Origin of the sequence: Lishizhenia tianjinensis (assembly GCF_900116425.1) — a bacterium.
GTDB lineage: Bacteria > Bacteroidota > Bacteroidia > Flavobacteriales_D > Crocinitomicaceae > Lishizhenia > Lishizhenia tianjinensis.
In genome coordinates this window covers 138,949-154,829 of sequence record NZ_FPAS01000004.1, presented here as the reverse complement: position 1 = coordinate 154,829, position 15,881 = coordinate 138,949, and the positions used below count along the sequence as shown (strand labels likewise).

At 37.8% G+C, this 15,881-nt stretch carries 12 protein-coding genes; 5 read left to right on the top strand and 7 right to left on the bottom strand.

All coding sequences use genetic code 11. From position 1 onward, the window contains the following. Positions 1-255: 255 nt before the first annotated feature. The 5 genes from BM327_RS12220 to BM327_RS12200 all read right to left on the bottom strand — a co-directional run bounded on the left by BM327_RS12220 (position 256) and on the right by BM327_RS12200 (position 8,290). Entirely contained in the window at positions 256-1,842 is a 1,587-nt protein-coding gene (locus BM327_RS12220) for a helix-turn-helix transcriptional regulator (RefSeq protein WP_090250502.1), read from the bottom strand. Between the two features lie 33 nt (positions 1,843-1,875). Then, entirely contained in the window at positions 1,876-4,683 is a 2,808-nt protein-coding gene (polA, locus tag BM327_RS12215; protein WP_090250496.1) for a DNA polymerase I, read from the bottom strand. Positions 4,684-4,779: 96 nt separating this feature from the next. Further along, positions 4,780-6,252 carry a cysteine--tRNA ligase gene (cysS, locus tag BM327_RS12210; protein ID WP_090250492.1) on the bottom strand — a complete coding sequence of 491 codons (1,473 nt, stop codon included), beginning with the start codon at positions 6,250-6,252 and terminating at the stop codon, positions 4,780-4,782. Between the two features lie 109 nt (positions 6,253-6,361). After that, positions 6,362-7,210 (bottom strand): toxin-antitoxin system YwqK family antitoxin, encoded by an 849-nt coding sequence (locus BM327_RS12205; RefSeq protein WP_090250488.1) that lies wholly within the window; start codon positions 7,208-7,210, stop codon positions 6,362-6,364. A gap of 129 nt (positions 7,211-7,339) precedes the next feature. Then, positions 7,340-8,290 (bottom strand): NAD-dependent epimerase/dehydratase family protein, encoded by a 951-nt coding sequence (locus BM327_RS12200; protein ID WP_090250484.1) that lies wholly within the window; start codon positions 8,288-8,290, stop codon positions 7,340-7,342. Positions 8,291-8,506: 216 nt separating this feature from the next. Here BM327_RS12200 and BM327_RS12195 point away from each other — a divergent pair, with 216 nt between their 5' ends. From BM327_RS12195 to BM327_RS12185, 3 genes are all read left to right on the top strand, one after another. After that, on the top strand, positions 8,507-9,664 hold the full coding sequence (locus BM327_RS12195) for a homogentisate 1,2-dioxygenase (protein ID WP_090250480.1): 1,158 nt from the start codon (positions 8,507-8,509) through the stop codon (positions 9,662-9,664). Positions 9,665-9,718: 54 nt separating this feature from the next. Beyond that, positions 9,719-10,882 (top strand): 4-hydroxyphenylpyruvate dioxygenase, encoded by a 1,164-nt coding sequence (gene hppD / locus BM327_RS12190; protein ID WP_090250476.1) that lies wholly within the window; start codon positions 9,719-9,721, stop codon positions 10,880-10,882. 149 nt (positions 10,883-11,031) lie between these two features. Next, positions 11,032-11,553, top strand: coding sequence for a DUF4199 domain-containing protein (locus BM327_RS12185; RefSeq protein WP_090250978.1), 522 nt, complete (start codon positions 11,032-11,034; stop codon positions 11,551-11,553). Here the strand turns inward: BM327_RS12185 and BM327_RS12180 are convergent. Both BM327_RS12180 and BM327_RS12175 read right to left on the bottom strand, forming a co-directional pair. Continuing rightward, positions 11,547-12,236 carry an SIR2 family NAD-dependent protein deacylase gene (locus BM327_RS12180; RefSeq protein WP_090250472.1) on the bottom strand — a complete coding sequence of 230 codons (690 nt, stop codon included), beginning with the start codon at positions 12,234-12,236 and terminating at the stop codon, positions 11,547-11,549. The two genes, BM327_RS12185 and BM327_RS12180, sit on opposite strands and share 7 nt — an antisense overlap. Before the next feature lie 5 nt (positions 12,237-12,241). Continuing rightward, positions 12,242-12,850: a Crp/Fnr family transcriptional regulator gene (locus BM327_RS12175; RefSeq protein WP_090250467.1), complete on the bottom strand. Its 609-nt coding sequence runs from the start codon at positions 12,848-12,850 to the stop codon at positions 12,242-12,244. A 182-nt stretch (positions 12,851-13,032) separates the two neighbouring features. On the opposite strand from BM327_RS12175, the gene BM327_RS12170 reads away from it, so the two are divergent. Further along, on the top strand, positions 13,033-15,297 hold the full coding sequence (locus tag BM327_RS12170; protein ID WP_090250463.1) for an NADP-dependent malic enzyme: 2,265 nt from the start codon (positions 13,033-13,035) through the stop codon (positions 15,295-15,297). A gap of 2 nt (positions 15,298-15,299) precedes the next feature. Then, positions 15,300-15,875: a Holliday junction branch migration protein RuvA gene (gene ruvA, locus BM327_RS12165; RefSeq protein WP_090250459.1), complete on the top strand. Its 576-nt coding sequence runs from the start codon at positions 15,300-15,302 to the stop codon at positions 15,873-15,875. The last annotated feature ends 6 nt before the right edge of the window (positions 15,876-15,881 follow it).

Sequence of the window (15,881 nt, the reverse complement as noted above, 5' to 3'; positions counted from 1 at the left end):
TAGTTCCAAGTAGGGGATAGATTAGATGTATACACTGCACTATTTAAGTGTATACATCACGTATTCAGATATGTTTAAAATATTGAAAATGAGGTGTTTAAAAATTAATGATTAAATTTAAGTATTATGCAGATATAAGTCGTTCATCCCATTCATGTTGACGAATAACGACTGACAGATGTAGTTCGTCTATGGAATGCTTAGGAGGAATACCGAAATTGGGGGAGGGGGGATTTCCTGATGGAGGAATTTAGTTTAGAGCTTTTGGAGGTACTCTACCAGGTCTGTTTCCGCATCTAATTGTAGCTTTTGTTTCAACCTGTATTTTGCCGTTCGAGCGGATTGTGTGGAGATGTTTTTAAGGTTCGCAATTTCCTTATTTGAGAAATTCAAACGTATTAGTCCACAGAGTTCCTTATCGTAACTTATCAGGTTTTCATGCTTTTCAGTAAGGATGGCGTTGAATTTTGAGTTGAGCTCATTGATATTCTCTTGCAGAATCTCATGTGTATAACCTTGTCCAACCTGATTTTTTAGCTCATTTGAGAGTTTAGCAATTTGTTCTTTGTGCGAAAAAGAACTGTTTTTTACGTATTCCACTTTCTTTAGAAACTCTTCATCAAACTGACGTTTTCGTTTCAAGTTGATGGCAAAGTCGGTGAGTTCTCTATTCTGCCTTTCTATCCTTTTGTGCAATTCGTGTCTTTCCTTTTGTAGTGCTTTAATACGTTTGTTGACGTTGTTTTTGTTGTAGATGTAAATGATTAAGAATCCTAAGGCAAATACAATGGAGAGTCCAATTATCCACCATTTGAGCAATTGTTGGTTTTCATCTTTACCCTCTAAACGGTTGAATGGATTTGCGGTAAGATTAGTATTAATGATGGAATCGTGAGCCTTTAAGCTTTCATTTAGATTTATAAAGGCAACAGCACGGTTGTTATTTTGCAGTTGTAATTGATGCTTATAGTAAATTAGTTTTTCCTTTTTCTCAATTTGATTCATAGGTGCATAAACCATTTCATACCTTAAGAAAGCTAGCTTAATTTCGGAGCGTAAAGTAAAAGGCATTTGATTAATACTTTCAAAGTATTGAGGAATAGAATCGAATTCATATAAATCTTCATGAACCTCTATCAGCAATAAGAGTGATTGTTTTGCGATGCTTTGATAATTCTTTGGAATAACCTCCTTTAATATATCTTGAAGACGTTGTTTCGCGCGGAGTTGGAAGCCTCTAGTTTTATCAATCTCGGCAAGGTTCAATTCATTAACCAGAGAGAATTTGTCATTTCGACCTTCGAAATATTGTGAACTCAACTGTAAGTACTCCACGGCAGAATCAAGTTGATATTGTTTTTGAAAGGAAACGCCAACATTTCGCAAAGCTCTACCTTTCATGAGTTCACTTTCCGTATTTGAATACTGCAGTTTGAAGTATTTAATGGCTGTAGCTAACTCTCCTTTTTCAGTGTAGATTTCACCAAATTTTTCTAGAAAGTAAGGAATTAGTATATCATTGGTCTCTTTTTGCAATAACTCTTTTGCCCGTGTAAGGTTTCTGGCATTGATGTAACAGGCCGACAAAAGGAAGTTGTAGTACGGGACATTTTGTTTTTGGTGAAAGAGCGTGTAATCCTTCAATATTTCACTTGAAATATTTTCAAAGTTGTTGTAATAAAGATTTTTATTCAAATCTTTAATCACTGGTCTAATATTCGTATCAATACGATCGATATCTTCTGCAAAAATTGCATTCAGACTTTGACCTTCCGGGCCTTGCTGTGCGCGAAGACCGTGGATTAATAGGATGAAAAATACTATGGTTTTAAATCGCAACAATTTTACAATATTTCAAGTGGTGGTTATGTTGATTTAATGGGCTTCTAGCCAGTTGTTTGCTAATTCGTATTCTACTTTCATCGGAACCGCTAATTGTACGGCGTTTTCCATTTCTTCTTGAACCAGTTTTGCCATTATTTCTTGTTCAGATTTTAGCACATCAAAAACAAGTTCATCATGCACCTGTAATAATAATTTAGAGGCTACATTTTCTTTTTTCATGCGCTCCGCAACCTTTATCATCGCAATTTTTATGATATCGGCAGCACTTCCTTGTATAGGGGCGTTGATGGCATTTCTTTCCGCAAAACCTCTTACAACCGCATTCGAAGAATTAATATCCGGTAGGTACCTTCTTCGACTAAAAATAGTTTCTACATATCCTTTTTCTCTAGCATTCTTTACCGCCTCATCCATGTAGGTTTTTATGGTGGCATATTCTTCAAAATATCCATCAATAATAGCTTTGGCTTCTTTCCTAGATATTCCGAGGTTTTGAGCTAGACCGAAGGCTCCTTGTCCGTATATAATACCAAAGTTCACTGCTTTTGCTGAACTACGTTGTTCTCGGGTAACATCCTCAATGTTAACCTTGAATACTTTTGCTGCGGTTGTTGCGTGTATGTCCAAATTATTTTGGAAGGCATGAACCATGTTCTCATCTTTTGAAAGTGCAGCAATAATGCGCAATTCAATTTGAGAATAATCGGCAGCCATCAACAAATGTTGATCATCTTTGGCGATAAATGCCTTACGTATTTCACGACCCTTTTCTGTACGAATAGGAATGTTCTGAAGGTTGGGGTTATTCGAACTTAATCTTCCCGTAGCCGCTACAGTTTGCATGTAATGTGTATGCAATCTTCCGTCGTGTTCGTCTACCAAGGTTGGTAAAGGATCTACGTAGGTGTTTTTCAGTTTTTTAAGTGATCTATAATCCAAAATCAATGGAATGATTTCGTGATCGTCTTTGTGTTTTTGTAAAACATCTTCCGATGTTGAGTATTGTCCTGTTTTGGTTTTCTTGGCTTTTGAGGAGATTTTCATTTTTTCGAATAAAACCTCACCCAATTGTCTTGGACTATCTAGGTTGAAATCTTCTTCAGCCAAGTCCTTGATCTCTTTTTCAAGTTGTTCTAAGCTTTCACCCAATTCTTCAGAGAAAGTTGCCAAGCCGTCAATGTCTAAATTGATTCCTTCTTCTTCCATGGCCTTTAAAACACCTACAAGAGGCATTTCTATGTCATAGAATAAAGATTTTAAATGGTCTTTTTGAATTTCCGGTTCAAAGAGTTCTTTCAGTTGCCAAGTGATATCAGCATCTTCGCAAGCATAGTCAACAATTTCTTCTTGTGGAATATCAAGCATGGTTTTTTGGTTCTTGCCTTTTTTACCTAACACGCTTTCTATAGAAATTGTTTCGTAGTTAAGGTAATATTCAGCCAGTCTATCCATGCTGTGTTTCGCATCAGGAGATAAAAGATAATGTGCAATCATGGTGTCGAAAAGTGGTCCTTCCACCTCAATTCCATATCTCCCCAATATTTGTAAATCATACTTTATATTGTGCGCTACCTTTTCTATGCTCTCACTTTTGAAGTAAGGGTTGAACTCTTCTAAAATTGCCTTTGCTTCCTCAAAGTTTGCAGGGAAAGGTATGTAATAAGCTTCTTTAGCTTGGAAGGAAATAGACATTCCTACGATGTCGGCATGACGCGCTTCTAAAGAACTTGTCTCTGTATCAAAACAAACCGATTTTTGCTCTAAAATCTTGCTCAGAAGTTTTTGTCTACCCTCTGGACTTTGTACAAAATGATAACTTGGTTTCTCTGTACTTAATGATTTCAAGCTTTCGGGAGCTGGCGTGCTCTCTTCATTATTATTGGTAGTTCCGAATAAATCCAATTGGTTTTCATCGGACGGAGCAGTTGCAGTTTGAGTAACCACAATTTCTTCACCCAATACACGCTTTGCTAAATTTCTAAACTCCAATTCTGTAAAGAGTTCTTTAATTTTTTCAGCATTTGGTTCTATTACTTTTAAATCTTCAGCGTCAAATTCAACATCTACATCAAGAATGATGGTCGCTAGCATTTTAGACATGCGCCCTTGATCCATGAAATTGATGACATTTTCTTTTTGCTTCCCTTTTAAATCATCCGTATGCTCAAACAGGTTTTCCATAGAACCATACTTGGCAATTAACTTCTTTGAAGTTTTCTCACCAATACCCGGTATACCTGGAATGTTATCTACGGCATCTCCCCAAAGACCTAAAATATCTATGACTTGTATAGGATCTTCAACCTCAAATTTTTCACAGATTTCAGGTACACCCCAAATTTCTGCAGGTTTACCTCCACGACCAGGTTTGTACATGAAAATGTTTTCAGATACGAGTTGACCAAAGTCTTTATCCGGGGTCATCATGTACGTTTGGAAACCTTCTTTTTCTGCCATTTTAGCCAAAGTTCCAATTACGTCATCGGCTTCAAATCCTTCTTTTAATAAAATAGGAATATTAAAGGCAGAAATAATTTCTTTAATAGGATCGAGCATAGAGCGGATGTCTTCCGGCATCTCCTCACGATTGGCTTTGTAGTCACAAAAATCTCCCTGACGAAGTGTTGCTCCACCCGGTGCATCAAAAACTACCGCTAAATGCGTGGGTTTTTCCCTGTTGATGACATCGATTAATGCATTGGTGAAACCGAACGCAGCCGAAGTGTTTTGTCCTTTAGAATTTACTCTAGGGTTTTTAGAGAATGCAAAATATGCACGATAAATTAGGGCAAATGCATCTAATAAAAATAACTTCTTCGGTATATCTGGTGTTAACATATAGTAATTTTTGTACACGTGGGTTTACTCCTCGTATAAGAATAATAAGTTTAACGAAAATAATTTTTCGTTCGTAATAAACAGGAAAGAGAAATACTAGATTTTAGTCCAGTTTGTTCCTTCTTTGCTGTCTTTAATTTGAATTCCAGCTTCCGCTAAGAAATCTCTAATTTTGTCGGATGTAGTCCAGTCTTTGTTTTCCCTAGCTGTCTGTCTCATATCAATAACCAATTCCATTACTTTGCTTAAAGAGCTGTCATCGTTATCGTTAATGGTTTTTAAACCAAGGATGTCAAAAACGAAAGCATTAATTTCCTTGCTTAAGATAGTCAAATCTTCTTGAGTAATACTTGCTTTACCATCATTAATGGCATTTATCAATTTTACTGCATCAAAAAGTTTAGCTACAAGAATAGGCGCGTTGAAATCATCGTTCATGGCCTCGTAAAAGCTATTGATTAAGGGTGTAATCGGTGTGCTTGTACTTGCAGATGTTTTCAATTTTGACAGGCTTTGAACGGCCTCCATTAATCGCTTAAATCCTTTTTCAGCTGCGGTTAAAGCCTCTGAAGTAAAATCAAGCGTAGAGCGGTAATGGGCTTGCATGATGAAGAAACGAACCACCATAGGGTCGAAGGCTTTTTCTAACAAATCGTTATTACCAGAAAAGAGTTCGCCAGGTAACAGGTTGTTTCCTGTAGACTTGCTCATTTTCTTTCCGTTTAAAGTTAACATGTTTGCGTGCATCCAGTATTTAACTGGTTTTTTACCGGTTGCCGCATGACCTTGAGCGATTTCACATTCATGGTGCGGGAATTTCAAATCCATTCCACCACCGTGTATGTCAAACTCCTCTCCAAGGTATTTGGTACTCATAGCAGAACATTCTAAGTGCCATCCTGGGAAACCAATTCCCCAAGGTGAAGGCCATTTCATAATATGTTCTGGAGCTGCATTTTTCCATAGTGCAAAATCTAAGGGTGAACGTTTTTCACTTTGTCCATCCAGCTCACGAGTTCCTGATATAAGGTCTTCTATTTTTCTACCAGAAAGTTCTCCGTAGTTTTCAGAAGCATTGTATTTCTCAACATCAAAGTAAACAGAACCATTAACCTCATAGGCCAAACCTTTCGCAATGATTTCTTGTATCATTTCGATCTGTTCTATTATATGACCTGTTGCTGTGGGTTCTATGTTTGGAGGTAAGTTGTTAAAAGCTGCTAAGGTATCATGGAAGTCAACCGTGTATTGTTGTACAATTTCCATAGGCTCAAGCTGTTGTAACTTGGCTTTTTTAGCAATCTTATCTTCTCCTTGGTCTGCATCGTCTTCTAAGTGACCTGCGTCTGTAATATTTCTTACATAACGAACTTTGTAACCTAAATGCATCAAATATCTATAGACTAAATCGAAATTGATGAAAGTACGACAGTTACCTAAGTGAACATTGCTGTATACGGTAGGACCACAAACGTATAATCCTACGAAATTTCCATGTATGGGTGTAAACACCTCTTTTTCACCTGATAAACTATTGTAAATAGATAAGTTCCTATTCTGTGCTTCCATAAATTCTTCAATAAAACTATAGATGAGTTGAATAACTCACAACCAATTTAGCCACGAAAATACAATAATTTCGGGCATAATTTTAAGCCGATATATAAAAGATGATGGATTAGAGCTGACCGTCTGAATGATATCTGCCCTCTTTAAAAACTTCCACTTTTAATAGTAAACCGTCAGCGTCGTAGATGTAAACTTTTCCGTTCCACAAGAGTCCGTCTTTAAACTCGCCATCTTGCCAAAGTTCATGATTGTCGTTGTATACCTTATTGTACCCGTTCATTAACAGTTTGGTTTTATCTTTTACAACCGGTGGCTTTTTAGCATTCACCTCTTCTTTTACTTGTTTTTCAGGAGAGGTCATTTCTTTTTTAGTAGAACTGATGAGTTCACCACTTTCACTGTATTTAATGATTTCTTTTACGTCACCATTAGGGTAGTAACGTTTGGCTTCCCCCACAGGTCTTCCGTTGTTTGCTTTGTAGATGAATTGAGGAGTTCCATCGTCATAGAAATAAGAAATGTTACCCTCTTCATTGCCACTGCTGTTGAAATTTGCGGAATAAATAAGTATGCCTTCTTTGTTAAATCTTTTTAAGGAGTCTTGGTACTTTTGATTGCGAAAAACACCCTCTTCTTTAACGAAACCGTTGGGCCAGTATTTAGTAAACTTTCCTTCTGGACGGTTGTTGATGTAGTTTCCTTTTAGTTTGGGAGTAACGCCGTCGTTGTAGTAAAAGGTCCAAATTCCCTCTTTCCTTCCGTGAGAAAAATTCCCTTCCCTCACTTTTCCCTCCAAGGGAAAATGCAAACTTGTATCCACATCTTTTCCATAGACGATCCAATAGCCATGTTTTTTTCCATTGTCATCCACTTGGTTAAGGGTGTCCTTACTAATAAAATGAGGCTTGTTGTATTCAGGCTCGTTAGAAAATGCAGTTGTACTGATTAACAGTAGCATGCATATTCTTATTAACGAGTAGTAATACATGTGAGAATTTTAGACCGTTAAATATATAGAAATGCCGTTTATCTCGCAATAAAAAATGAAGATAAACGGCATTAATTTTTTGAAGTGTAATTCAGAAGTTTAGTCTATCCAATCTGGATTAACATTTTCCAACATTACTTTAACCATTTTGTCGATGTCGTATTTTTCTTGCCAACCCCAATCAGTTTTTGCTGCACTGTCGTCTATAGAATTCGGCCAAGTGTCTGCTATCTTTTGTCTAAAGTCAGGCGCGTAATTTATCGTGAAGTCTGGTTGATGCTTTTGAATAGAAGTTGCCAAGTCTGCCGGTGTAAATGAAATTCCAGCCAAATTGTAAGAGCTTCTAATTTTGATATTTTCTTCAGGAGCTTCCATCAATTCTACGGTTGCACGAATGGCATCTTCCATGTACATCATAGGTAGTGCTGTGTCTTCAGAAAGGAAAGAAGTGTAGGTGTTTCTCTTTCTAGCATTGTAGAAAATGTCTACCGCGTAATCTGTTGTTCCACCACCTGGTAAAGAGGTGTAGGAAATTAATCCAGGGTAGCGAATAGATCTTACATCTACGCCATAAATTTTGTTGTAGTACTCACACCATCTCTCACCCGCTTGTTTAGAGATACCATAAACCGTTGTAGGTTCCATTATGGTAGTTTGTGGGGTTTGATCTGCTGGTGTTGTAGGACCAAATACAGCGATAGAACTTGGCCAGAATATCTTCTCGATTTTCTTCTCTTTGGCTAAGTCTAGGATGTTAAACAATCCTTCCATGTTTAACTTCCAAGCAAAGTCAGGGTGTTTCTCTGCAGTAGCAGATAACAACGCTGCGAGTAAATAGATTTCTGTTACTTTATTTTCTTCTACAAAGTTCCAAACCTTCTCTCTATCTAATACATCGATTTGAGCGTATTGACCATCTTTTAATAATTCCGGACAATCTGGTTTTACGTCAGATGCAATAACTGCGTCTGTACCAAATCTATTTCTCAACTCAAGAACTAATTCTGTTCCTATCTGACCTGATGCTCCTATAACAAGTACCTTCTTCATTTAAATCTTAACCTATTAATTTGATGTGGCAAAAATAAGACAATGGATTTAGAAAAGAGAATGCAATTCTCTATATTTGTAAAACTCGAAAATTTCGTAGGTAAATGAGTTGGGATTACTTAAAAATTAAAGCGAAGCTTCTCCTGAAGCGCAATCCAGAATGATGGTTTCTACAACCAACTAAATCCCGATTATTTAATTTTTAAAAAAAAGAATATGCCCTTTTATCATAAGTTGGGGAAGATTCCTCACAAAAGACATACAACCTTTAAGAAAGAGGATGGTGGATTGTACCAAGAACAATTGTTCGGTACAGAAGGTTTCCACGGTATGTCTAGTTTATTGTACCACGTTCACAGACCTACTATGGTTAAGAAAGTGGGAGAGACAATAGACATGACTCCTATAGCAGCGGTAGATAAGAATATCAAATCTCACATGCTTAAAGGATACAACGTAGCTCCTAAAGATGATTTCTTGGAGAGTAGAGAGATTGTGATGTTTAATAATGATTTGAACATCGCAGTTGCAGCTCCTAAAAAATCGTTGAGAGATTACTTCTACAAGAATGCAGATGCAGATGAGGTAATTTTCATTCACGAAGGTACAGGTACTTTAAGAACTATGTGTGGTAACTTGGATTTCTCTTACGGAGATTACATTGTTATTCCACGTGGAATGATTTACCAAATCGATTTCAATACAGAGAACAACAGATTGTTCATCGTGGAGTCTTTTTCTCCAATTGTTACTCCAAAGCGTTACAGAAATAACTTTGGACAATTGTTAGAGCACTCTCCGTTTTGTGAGCGTGATTTAAGAAGACCTGAGGTGTTAGAAACGCATGATGAGTTAGGTGATTTCTTAATCAAAATTAAGAAGGAGAATGTATTGCACCATTTAACGTATGGTTCGCATCCATTTGACGTTGTTGGTTGGGATGGATACAACTTCCCTTACATTTTCAATATTAAAGATTTTGAACCAATTACAGGACGTGTACACCAGCCACCTCCCGTACACCAAACCTTCGAAGCTCACAATTTTGTGATCTGTTCTTTCGTGCCTAGGTTATACGATTACCACCCACAAGCAATTCCTGCTCCTTATAACCACAGTAATATAGACTCTGATGAGGTGTTGTATTACGTAGACGGTGATTTCATGAGTAGAAAGCACGTGGAAAAAGGATTTATGTCGTTACACCCTGGTGGAATTCCACACGGACCACACCCGGGAACAATGGAGGCGAGTATAGGGCAAAAAGAAACCTTAGAGTTAGCGGTTATGGTGGATACTTTTAGACCGCTGAAATTAACGCAAGCTGCATTAGATATGTCAGATTCAGAGTACGCGTACAGCTGGATGGACTAAAGAAAAAATTATTGATTTAAAGGTTCTGTAATAGAACAAAAGATATTTAAGATTATGAGTAAAAAAGAAGTGAAGTCGGTAGACTACGGTTTAGAAAAGATATTTGAAGGAGCTCAAGATTTTCTTCCTTTATTAGGAACAGATTACGTTGAGTTTTACGTGGGGAACGCAAAACAAGCTGCACATTTTTACAAAACAGCATTTGGTTTCCAATCATTAGCTTACAAAGGTTTAGAAACAGGTTCTAAGGATGAAGTAAGTTATGTGTTGGTTCAAGATAAAATTAGATTGGTATTAACTACTCCATTGAACAGTAAGTCACCAATTAACGACCACATCGTAAAACACGGTGACGGAGTTAAGGTAGTTGCTCTATGGGTAGAGGATGCAAGAAAAGCGTACGAAGAAACTACAAGTCGTGGAGCCAAGTCTTACATGGAGCCTGTTGTTGAAACAGATGAGCACGGTGAAGTTGTAAGAGCGGGTATTTACACCTACGGAGAAACGGTTCACATGTTTGTTGAGCGTAAAAACTACAACGGAACATTTTTACCAGGTTTCAGAGAGTGGAAGTCAGACTACAACCCAACACCAGTTGGATTAAAGTACATCGACCACATGGTAGGAAACGTAGGTTGGAACCAAATGAATGTTTGGGTAAAATGGTACGAAGATGTAATGGGGTTTGAAAACTTCTTATCTTTTGATGATAAGCAAATTCACACGGAATACTCTGCATTGATGAGTAAGGTAATGTCTAACGGTAACGGTAGAATTAAATTCCCTATCAATGAGCCAGCGAAAGCAGCTAAAAAATCTCAAATTGAAGAGTATTTAGATTTCTACGAAGGAGCTGGAGTTCAGCACATCGCTGTAGCTACAGATGATATCATTGAAACAGTGAGTCAGTTAAAGGCACGTGGTGTTGAATTTTTACCACCACCCCCACAAGCGTACTACGACATGATTCCTGAGCGTTTAGGTGAGCACAGAGATATGATGAAAGAAGATATTTCTAAGTTGCAAGAATTATCTATCATGGTAGATGCGGATGAAGAAGGGTACTTGTTACAAATCTTTACGAAGCCAGTAGAGGATAGACCAACTTTATTCTTCGAGATCATCCAAAGAATGGGTGCACGTGGATTTGGAGCTGGAAACTTCAAAGCTTTATTCGAATCTATCGAAAGAGAACAAGCAAACAGAGGAACTTTATAGTTCTTACAAAGTATAAGGAAGGCCGCAGCAGTTTTGTTGCGGCTTTTTTTGTAACTGGAACTTAAGGGGTGGGTAAAGAACATTTGAATTTTTCTCTATTGATTTGTATGTTGAATTTAATTTTTAAATTTCCGGAAACAACTACTACTATGAAAACTTGGAATTTAGAAATGAAGTGGGGTGTAATCTTTACCCTTGTTGCCCTGCTTTGGATGGTTATGGAAAAAGCATTAGGTTGGCATGATGAGCATTTGGATAAGCACATGTGGCTTACGAATCTGTTTGCTATCCCAGCCATACTCGTATTCGTTTTGGCGATGAAAGAAAAACGAATGAAAGCTTATAATGGAAGTGTAAACTTCAAACAGGCCTTTTTAACTGCGGTTAAAATCTCTGTTGTTGTGGCTATTTTATCTCCCTTCTCACAATACCTAACATCCGTTTACATTACACCTGATTATTTTAAGAACGTAATTCCGCTTTCGGTGGAAATGGGGTATTACAATACAATTGAAGAAGCGGAGGCTTATTTTAATTTGGAAAATTATATGGTGCAGAGTGTTGTTGGCGCATTAATTATGGGCGTAGTAACAGGTGCTATCATTGCAACTATTCAACACTTTAAATATGCTAAACGCCAGCAAGATAAGGGTATGATAGACGCTCAATAATTCTTAATTATTTCTTTGAAAATAGCCATGCCTTCTGTAACAGGTTTGGCTATGTTTTTAAATTCGGAAAGACTGAATTCATCAGCGTGTGGGTCTATTATGAAACTTGGTGTTCCCAGCGGGTTGTAATGGATTAGACCTGCTGCGGGATATACTTGTAGAGAAGTTCCAACCACTAAAAATAAATCGGCTCTACTCACAATTTCTGCGGCTTGATCTAATGCAGGAACTGCTTCACCAAACCATACAACATGAGGTCGTAAAGGGTAGCCGTCTGGACAAAGATCTGTGTTGCTCACTTCGGATTTGTGCCAGTCGTAATAGGCTTCTTCTTGTTTTGGACCACTACTTTTAACTTTCATGATTTCACCGTGTAAATGAAGCACATTTGAACTTCCAGCTCTTTCGTGAAGGTTGTCTATATTTTGGGTAATGATACTTACATCAAACTCATTTTCTAGCTCTGCTAAAATGTGGTGACCTTGGTTAGGGCTGCTTTCTATACATTGTTTGCGGCGCATGTTGTAGAAGTCTGTTACCAACGCTGGGTTTTTTGCCCAAGCCTCAGGGGTGGCAACCTCTTCAATTTTATATTTCTCCCATAATCCACCGGAATCTCTAAATGTTCCCAAGCCACTTTCCGCGCTCATTCCAGCACCACTTAATACTACAAGGTGTCTCATAATCTTTATTTTTCTTCTTGGGTTAAAAGCCTTTTTCTTAACCTGCTCAAAGACTCTGGAGTTATGCCCAGGTAACTTGCGATTTGATGTTGGGGAACACGTTGAAAAAGTTGGGGTTTACTATCAAGTAAGTTTTGGTAGCGTTGCGCCGGACTAGAAGCTATGAATTTGGCAAAATCTCGCTGGAGTATACCTGTGTTTTTTTCAACCTCTTTTCGAATGATGTGTTCGAGTCGGGGTATTTGCTGACACATGGCAAGTTCTAAACTTTGACTCCCTACCGTAACCCACGTGTCTTCTGCGGCAATAAGGTTTTGTTGAGCAGGAGTTTGGTCTAAAGCGCTAGAAAAAGCATTGACGGATTCTTGTTCAAGATAAAAAGCAGTAGTTTTTTCTTCCCCATCTTGCAGGTGGAATTCGCGTATCACTCCTTCTAAAACAAAAAAACAGTTTTGCGAAACCTGACCTTCTTTTAATAAAAATTCTCCTTTTTTATACTGCTTGAGCTTAGCATTATCTATTATCAATTGAATTTCTTGTTCACTAAGAAGGTGGAAATTTGAAATAAATCCACGCAATATTTCATTTGCTTGTTGAAGAGTTGTTTGTGTCATGGTGTATGCTTTCCGACTTAAAGGTAAGAACTTTCATTTGATGCAGGGGAAAGCAACTTTTGAAAAAAGAAAAATAACCTAGGGGCTTGAATATGTTTAAATTAAAGATACCTGCTGCAGTACTGGTAATCTCTCAGCTATTTTGTTAATTTTAGGCGCTTACATTAGAAAGAAAATTACACATGGCTAAGATAAAAAAACAAGATGCATTAGACTATCATTCAATGGGGAAGCCAGGGAAGATAGAGGTGATTCCAACTAAACCATATTCATCACAACGCGATTTATCATTAGCGTACTCTCCAGGGGTTGCAGAACCTTGTTTGAGAATAGCAGAAAATAAAGAAGACGCCTATAAATATACAAGCAAGGGTAACCTTGTTGCCGTTATCTCTAACGGTACTGCAGTTTTAGGTTTGGGAGATATAGGTCCTGAAGCTTCAAAGCCTGTAATGGAAGGAAAAGGTTTACTTTTTAAAATCTTTGCAGATATAGACGTATTTGACATCGAGGTAGACGAAACTGATCCTGAAAAATTCATCCAAACAGTTAAAGCGATTGCCCCAACCTTTGGAGGAATTAACTTAGAAGATATCAAGGCTCCTGAAGCTTTTGAAATAGAAAGAAGATTAAAAGAGGAATTAGATATTCCTATCATGCACGATGATCAGCACGGTACAGCAATTATTTCTAGTGCTGCTTTGTTGAATGCATTGGAATTAGCTGGAAAAGAAATTGACAAAGTAAAAATTGTTATTTCTGGAGCGGGTGCCTCTGCAATGTCTTGTGCAAAGTTATACTGTTCTCTAGGAGCAGATATTAACAATATTCTCATGTTCGATAGCAAAGGTTTGTTGTCTAAAAAACGTGAAGGGTTGACAGGGAATAAAGCGCATTTTGCGGTGCATGATTTTGACCTTACACTTGCTGAAGCCATGAAGGGTGCAGATGTATTCTTAGGTTTATCAAGAGGTGGAGTTGTATCAAAAGATATGGTGAAATCTATGGCGAATGATCCTATCGTATTTGCTTTAGCCAACCCAGAACCTGAAATTCCTTACAAAGAGGCAATGTCTGTTCGTGAAGACTTGATCATGGCTACTGGTCGTTCTGACCACCCTAACCAAGTGAACAACGTGTTAGGTTTCCCTTTCATCTTTAGAGGAGCCTTGGACGTTAGAGCTACAGGTATCAACGAAGAAATGAAGTTGGCTGCGGTTCATGCAATTGCGTCATTAGCAAAAGAATCTGTTCCAGATGAGGTAAGTGAGGCTTACGGAGAAAAGAGCATAGTTTTCGGTAGAGATCAGTTCATTCCAAAACCTTTAGACCCTCGTTTAATTTACTACGTTGCCCCTGCAGTTGCAAAGGCAGCTATGGATTCAGGTATAGCAAAACAACCAATTAAAGATTGGGATGCGTACGAATCTGAATTGAAAAAACGTTTAGGTCTGGATAATAAATTGGTAAGAAACATTACCGATAAAGCAGAAAGAAATCCAAAACGTGTGGTATTTGCCGAGGCAGATAACTACAAAATTTTAAAGGCTGCGCAAACGGCTTACGAAGAAGGTGTTGCTTTCCCTATCCTTTTAGGACGAAAAGATAAGATAGAGGAGATGATCCATGAGTACAGTATGGATTTCCCTGAAGTTGAGATCATCGATCCTAAAGCAGATCAAGAGAGTAAAAGACGTAAGGAATTTGGTCTTAAATTCTTGGAGAAAAGAAAGCGTAAAGGATATACAGAGTTTGAAGCAATTCAAATTATGCGCGAGCGTAACTACTTTGGTTCTATGATGGTAGAAAGTGGTCAGGCAGACGCTATGGTTTCTGGAGCTACACGTAGATATGCTGACGTGTTGAAACCAGCTTTAAAGGTTGTGGGTACGCAAGAAGACGTAAGCAAAGTAGCAGGTATGTACATTTTGATGACTAAGAAAGGACCTCTTTTCCTAGCAGATACTACCGTTAACTTTGACCCTACGGCAGAAGAAATTGCGGATATTACCGATAACGTAGCACGTACAATTCGAAAACTGAAAGTACACCCGCGTATCGCTTTATTGTCTTACTCTAACTTTGGTTCAGCGCCGGGGAAGGATTCGAACAAAATGGCAGAGGCTACACGTATCATACACGAGAAATACCCTACACTTTCAGTAGATGGTGAGATACAAGCCAATTTTGCCTTGAACAATGAATTGAAAATGGAGAAGTTCTCTTTTTCAGACTTAGCAAATAAAGAAGTAAACACGCTTATTTTCCCGAACTTATCTGCAGGTAACATTGCTTATAAGTTGTTGCAGGAAATGACAGAAGCAGAGGCTATCGGTCCTGTTTTAGTAGGATTGAAAAAATCTATACACGTTTTACAACTTGGTTCGTCTGTAAGAGAAATAGTGAACATGGTGAAAGTTGCCGTTGTTGACGCCCAAAACAAATAATTATGATTACACACCTGAACGGGAAATTAGTAGAGAAGAATCCCACCAACCTTGTAATAGAGTGCGGTGGGATAGGATACGAGGTGAAAATTTCATTGAATACATTTTCAGCCATAAAAAGTGAAGAAGCGATTAAAATCTTTACTCAATTTGTGGTTAGAGAAGATGCTCAAATCTTGTATGGTTTCGCCACTACAGATGAAAGAGAAATGTTTAACCATCTAATTTCCGTTTCAGGTATAGGTCCAAATACGGCTATGATCATGTTGTCTTCCTTACTGCCTTCTGATATTGCTCAGGCCATCGTAAGTGAAGATGTAAATACCATTAAAAGTGTTAAAGGTATAGGCGCAAAAACCGCTCAACGTGTTATTGTCGACCTCAAAGATAAAATGGCCAAATTCGAATTTTCTTCGGATAATATTTTTGTGGAGAACAATACGAAGCGCTTTGAAGCGTTAACTGCATTAGTCTCATTAGGTTTCGATAAGAAAGCGGCAGAAAAAGCCTTGGATAAAATATCGACCGGTGAGGAAAGTGTTGAGGAGTTAATTAAGCTCTCATTAAAAATACTTTAAGCTGAT

Coding starts and splice junctions, on each gene's coding strand:
- polA (WP_090250496.1), bottom strand. CDS start 4,683: ATGTTAACACCAGATATACCGAAGAAGTTATTTTTATTAGATGCATTT.
- cysS (WP_090250492.1), bottom strand. CDS start 6,252: ATGGAAGCACAGAATAGGAACTTATCTATTTACAATAGTTTATCAGGT.
- BM327_RS12205 (WP_090250488.1), bottom strand. CDS start 7,210: ATGCTACTGTTAATCAGTACAACTGCATTTTCTAACGAGCCTGAATAC.
- BM327_RS12200 (WP_090250484.1), bottom strand. CDS start 8,290: ATGAAGAAGGTACTTGTTATAGGAGCATCAGGTCAGATAGGAACAGAA.
- BM327_RS12195 (WP_090250480.1), top strand. CDS start 8,507: ATGCCCTTTTATCATAAGTTGGGGAAGATTCCTCACAAAAGACATACA.
- hppD (WP_090250476.1), top strand. CDS start 9,719: ATGAGTAAAAAAGAAGTGAAGTCGGTAGACTACGGTTTAGAAAAGATA.
- BM327_RS12185 (WP_090250978.1), top strand. CDS start 11,032: ATGAAAACTTGGAATTTAGAAATGAAGTGGGGTGTAATCTTTACCCTT.
- BM327_RS12180 (WP_090250472.1), bottom strand. CDS start 12,236: ATGAGACACCTTGTAGTATTAAGTGGTGCTGGAATGAGCGCGGAAAGT.
- BM327_RS12175 (WP_090250467.1), bottom strand. CDS start 12,850: ATGACACAAACAACTCTTCAACAAGCAAATGAAATATTGCGTGGATTT.
- BM327_RS12170 (WP_090250463.1), top strand. CDS start 13,033: ATGGCTAAGATAAAAAAACAAGATGCATTAGACTATCATTCAATGGGG.
- ruvA (WP_090250459.1), top strand. CDS start 15,300: ATGATTACACACCTGAACGGGAAATTAGTAGAGAAGAATCCCACCAAC.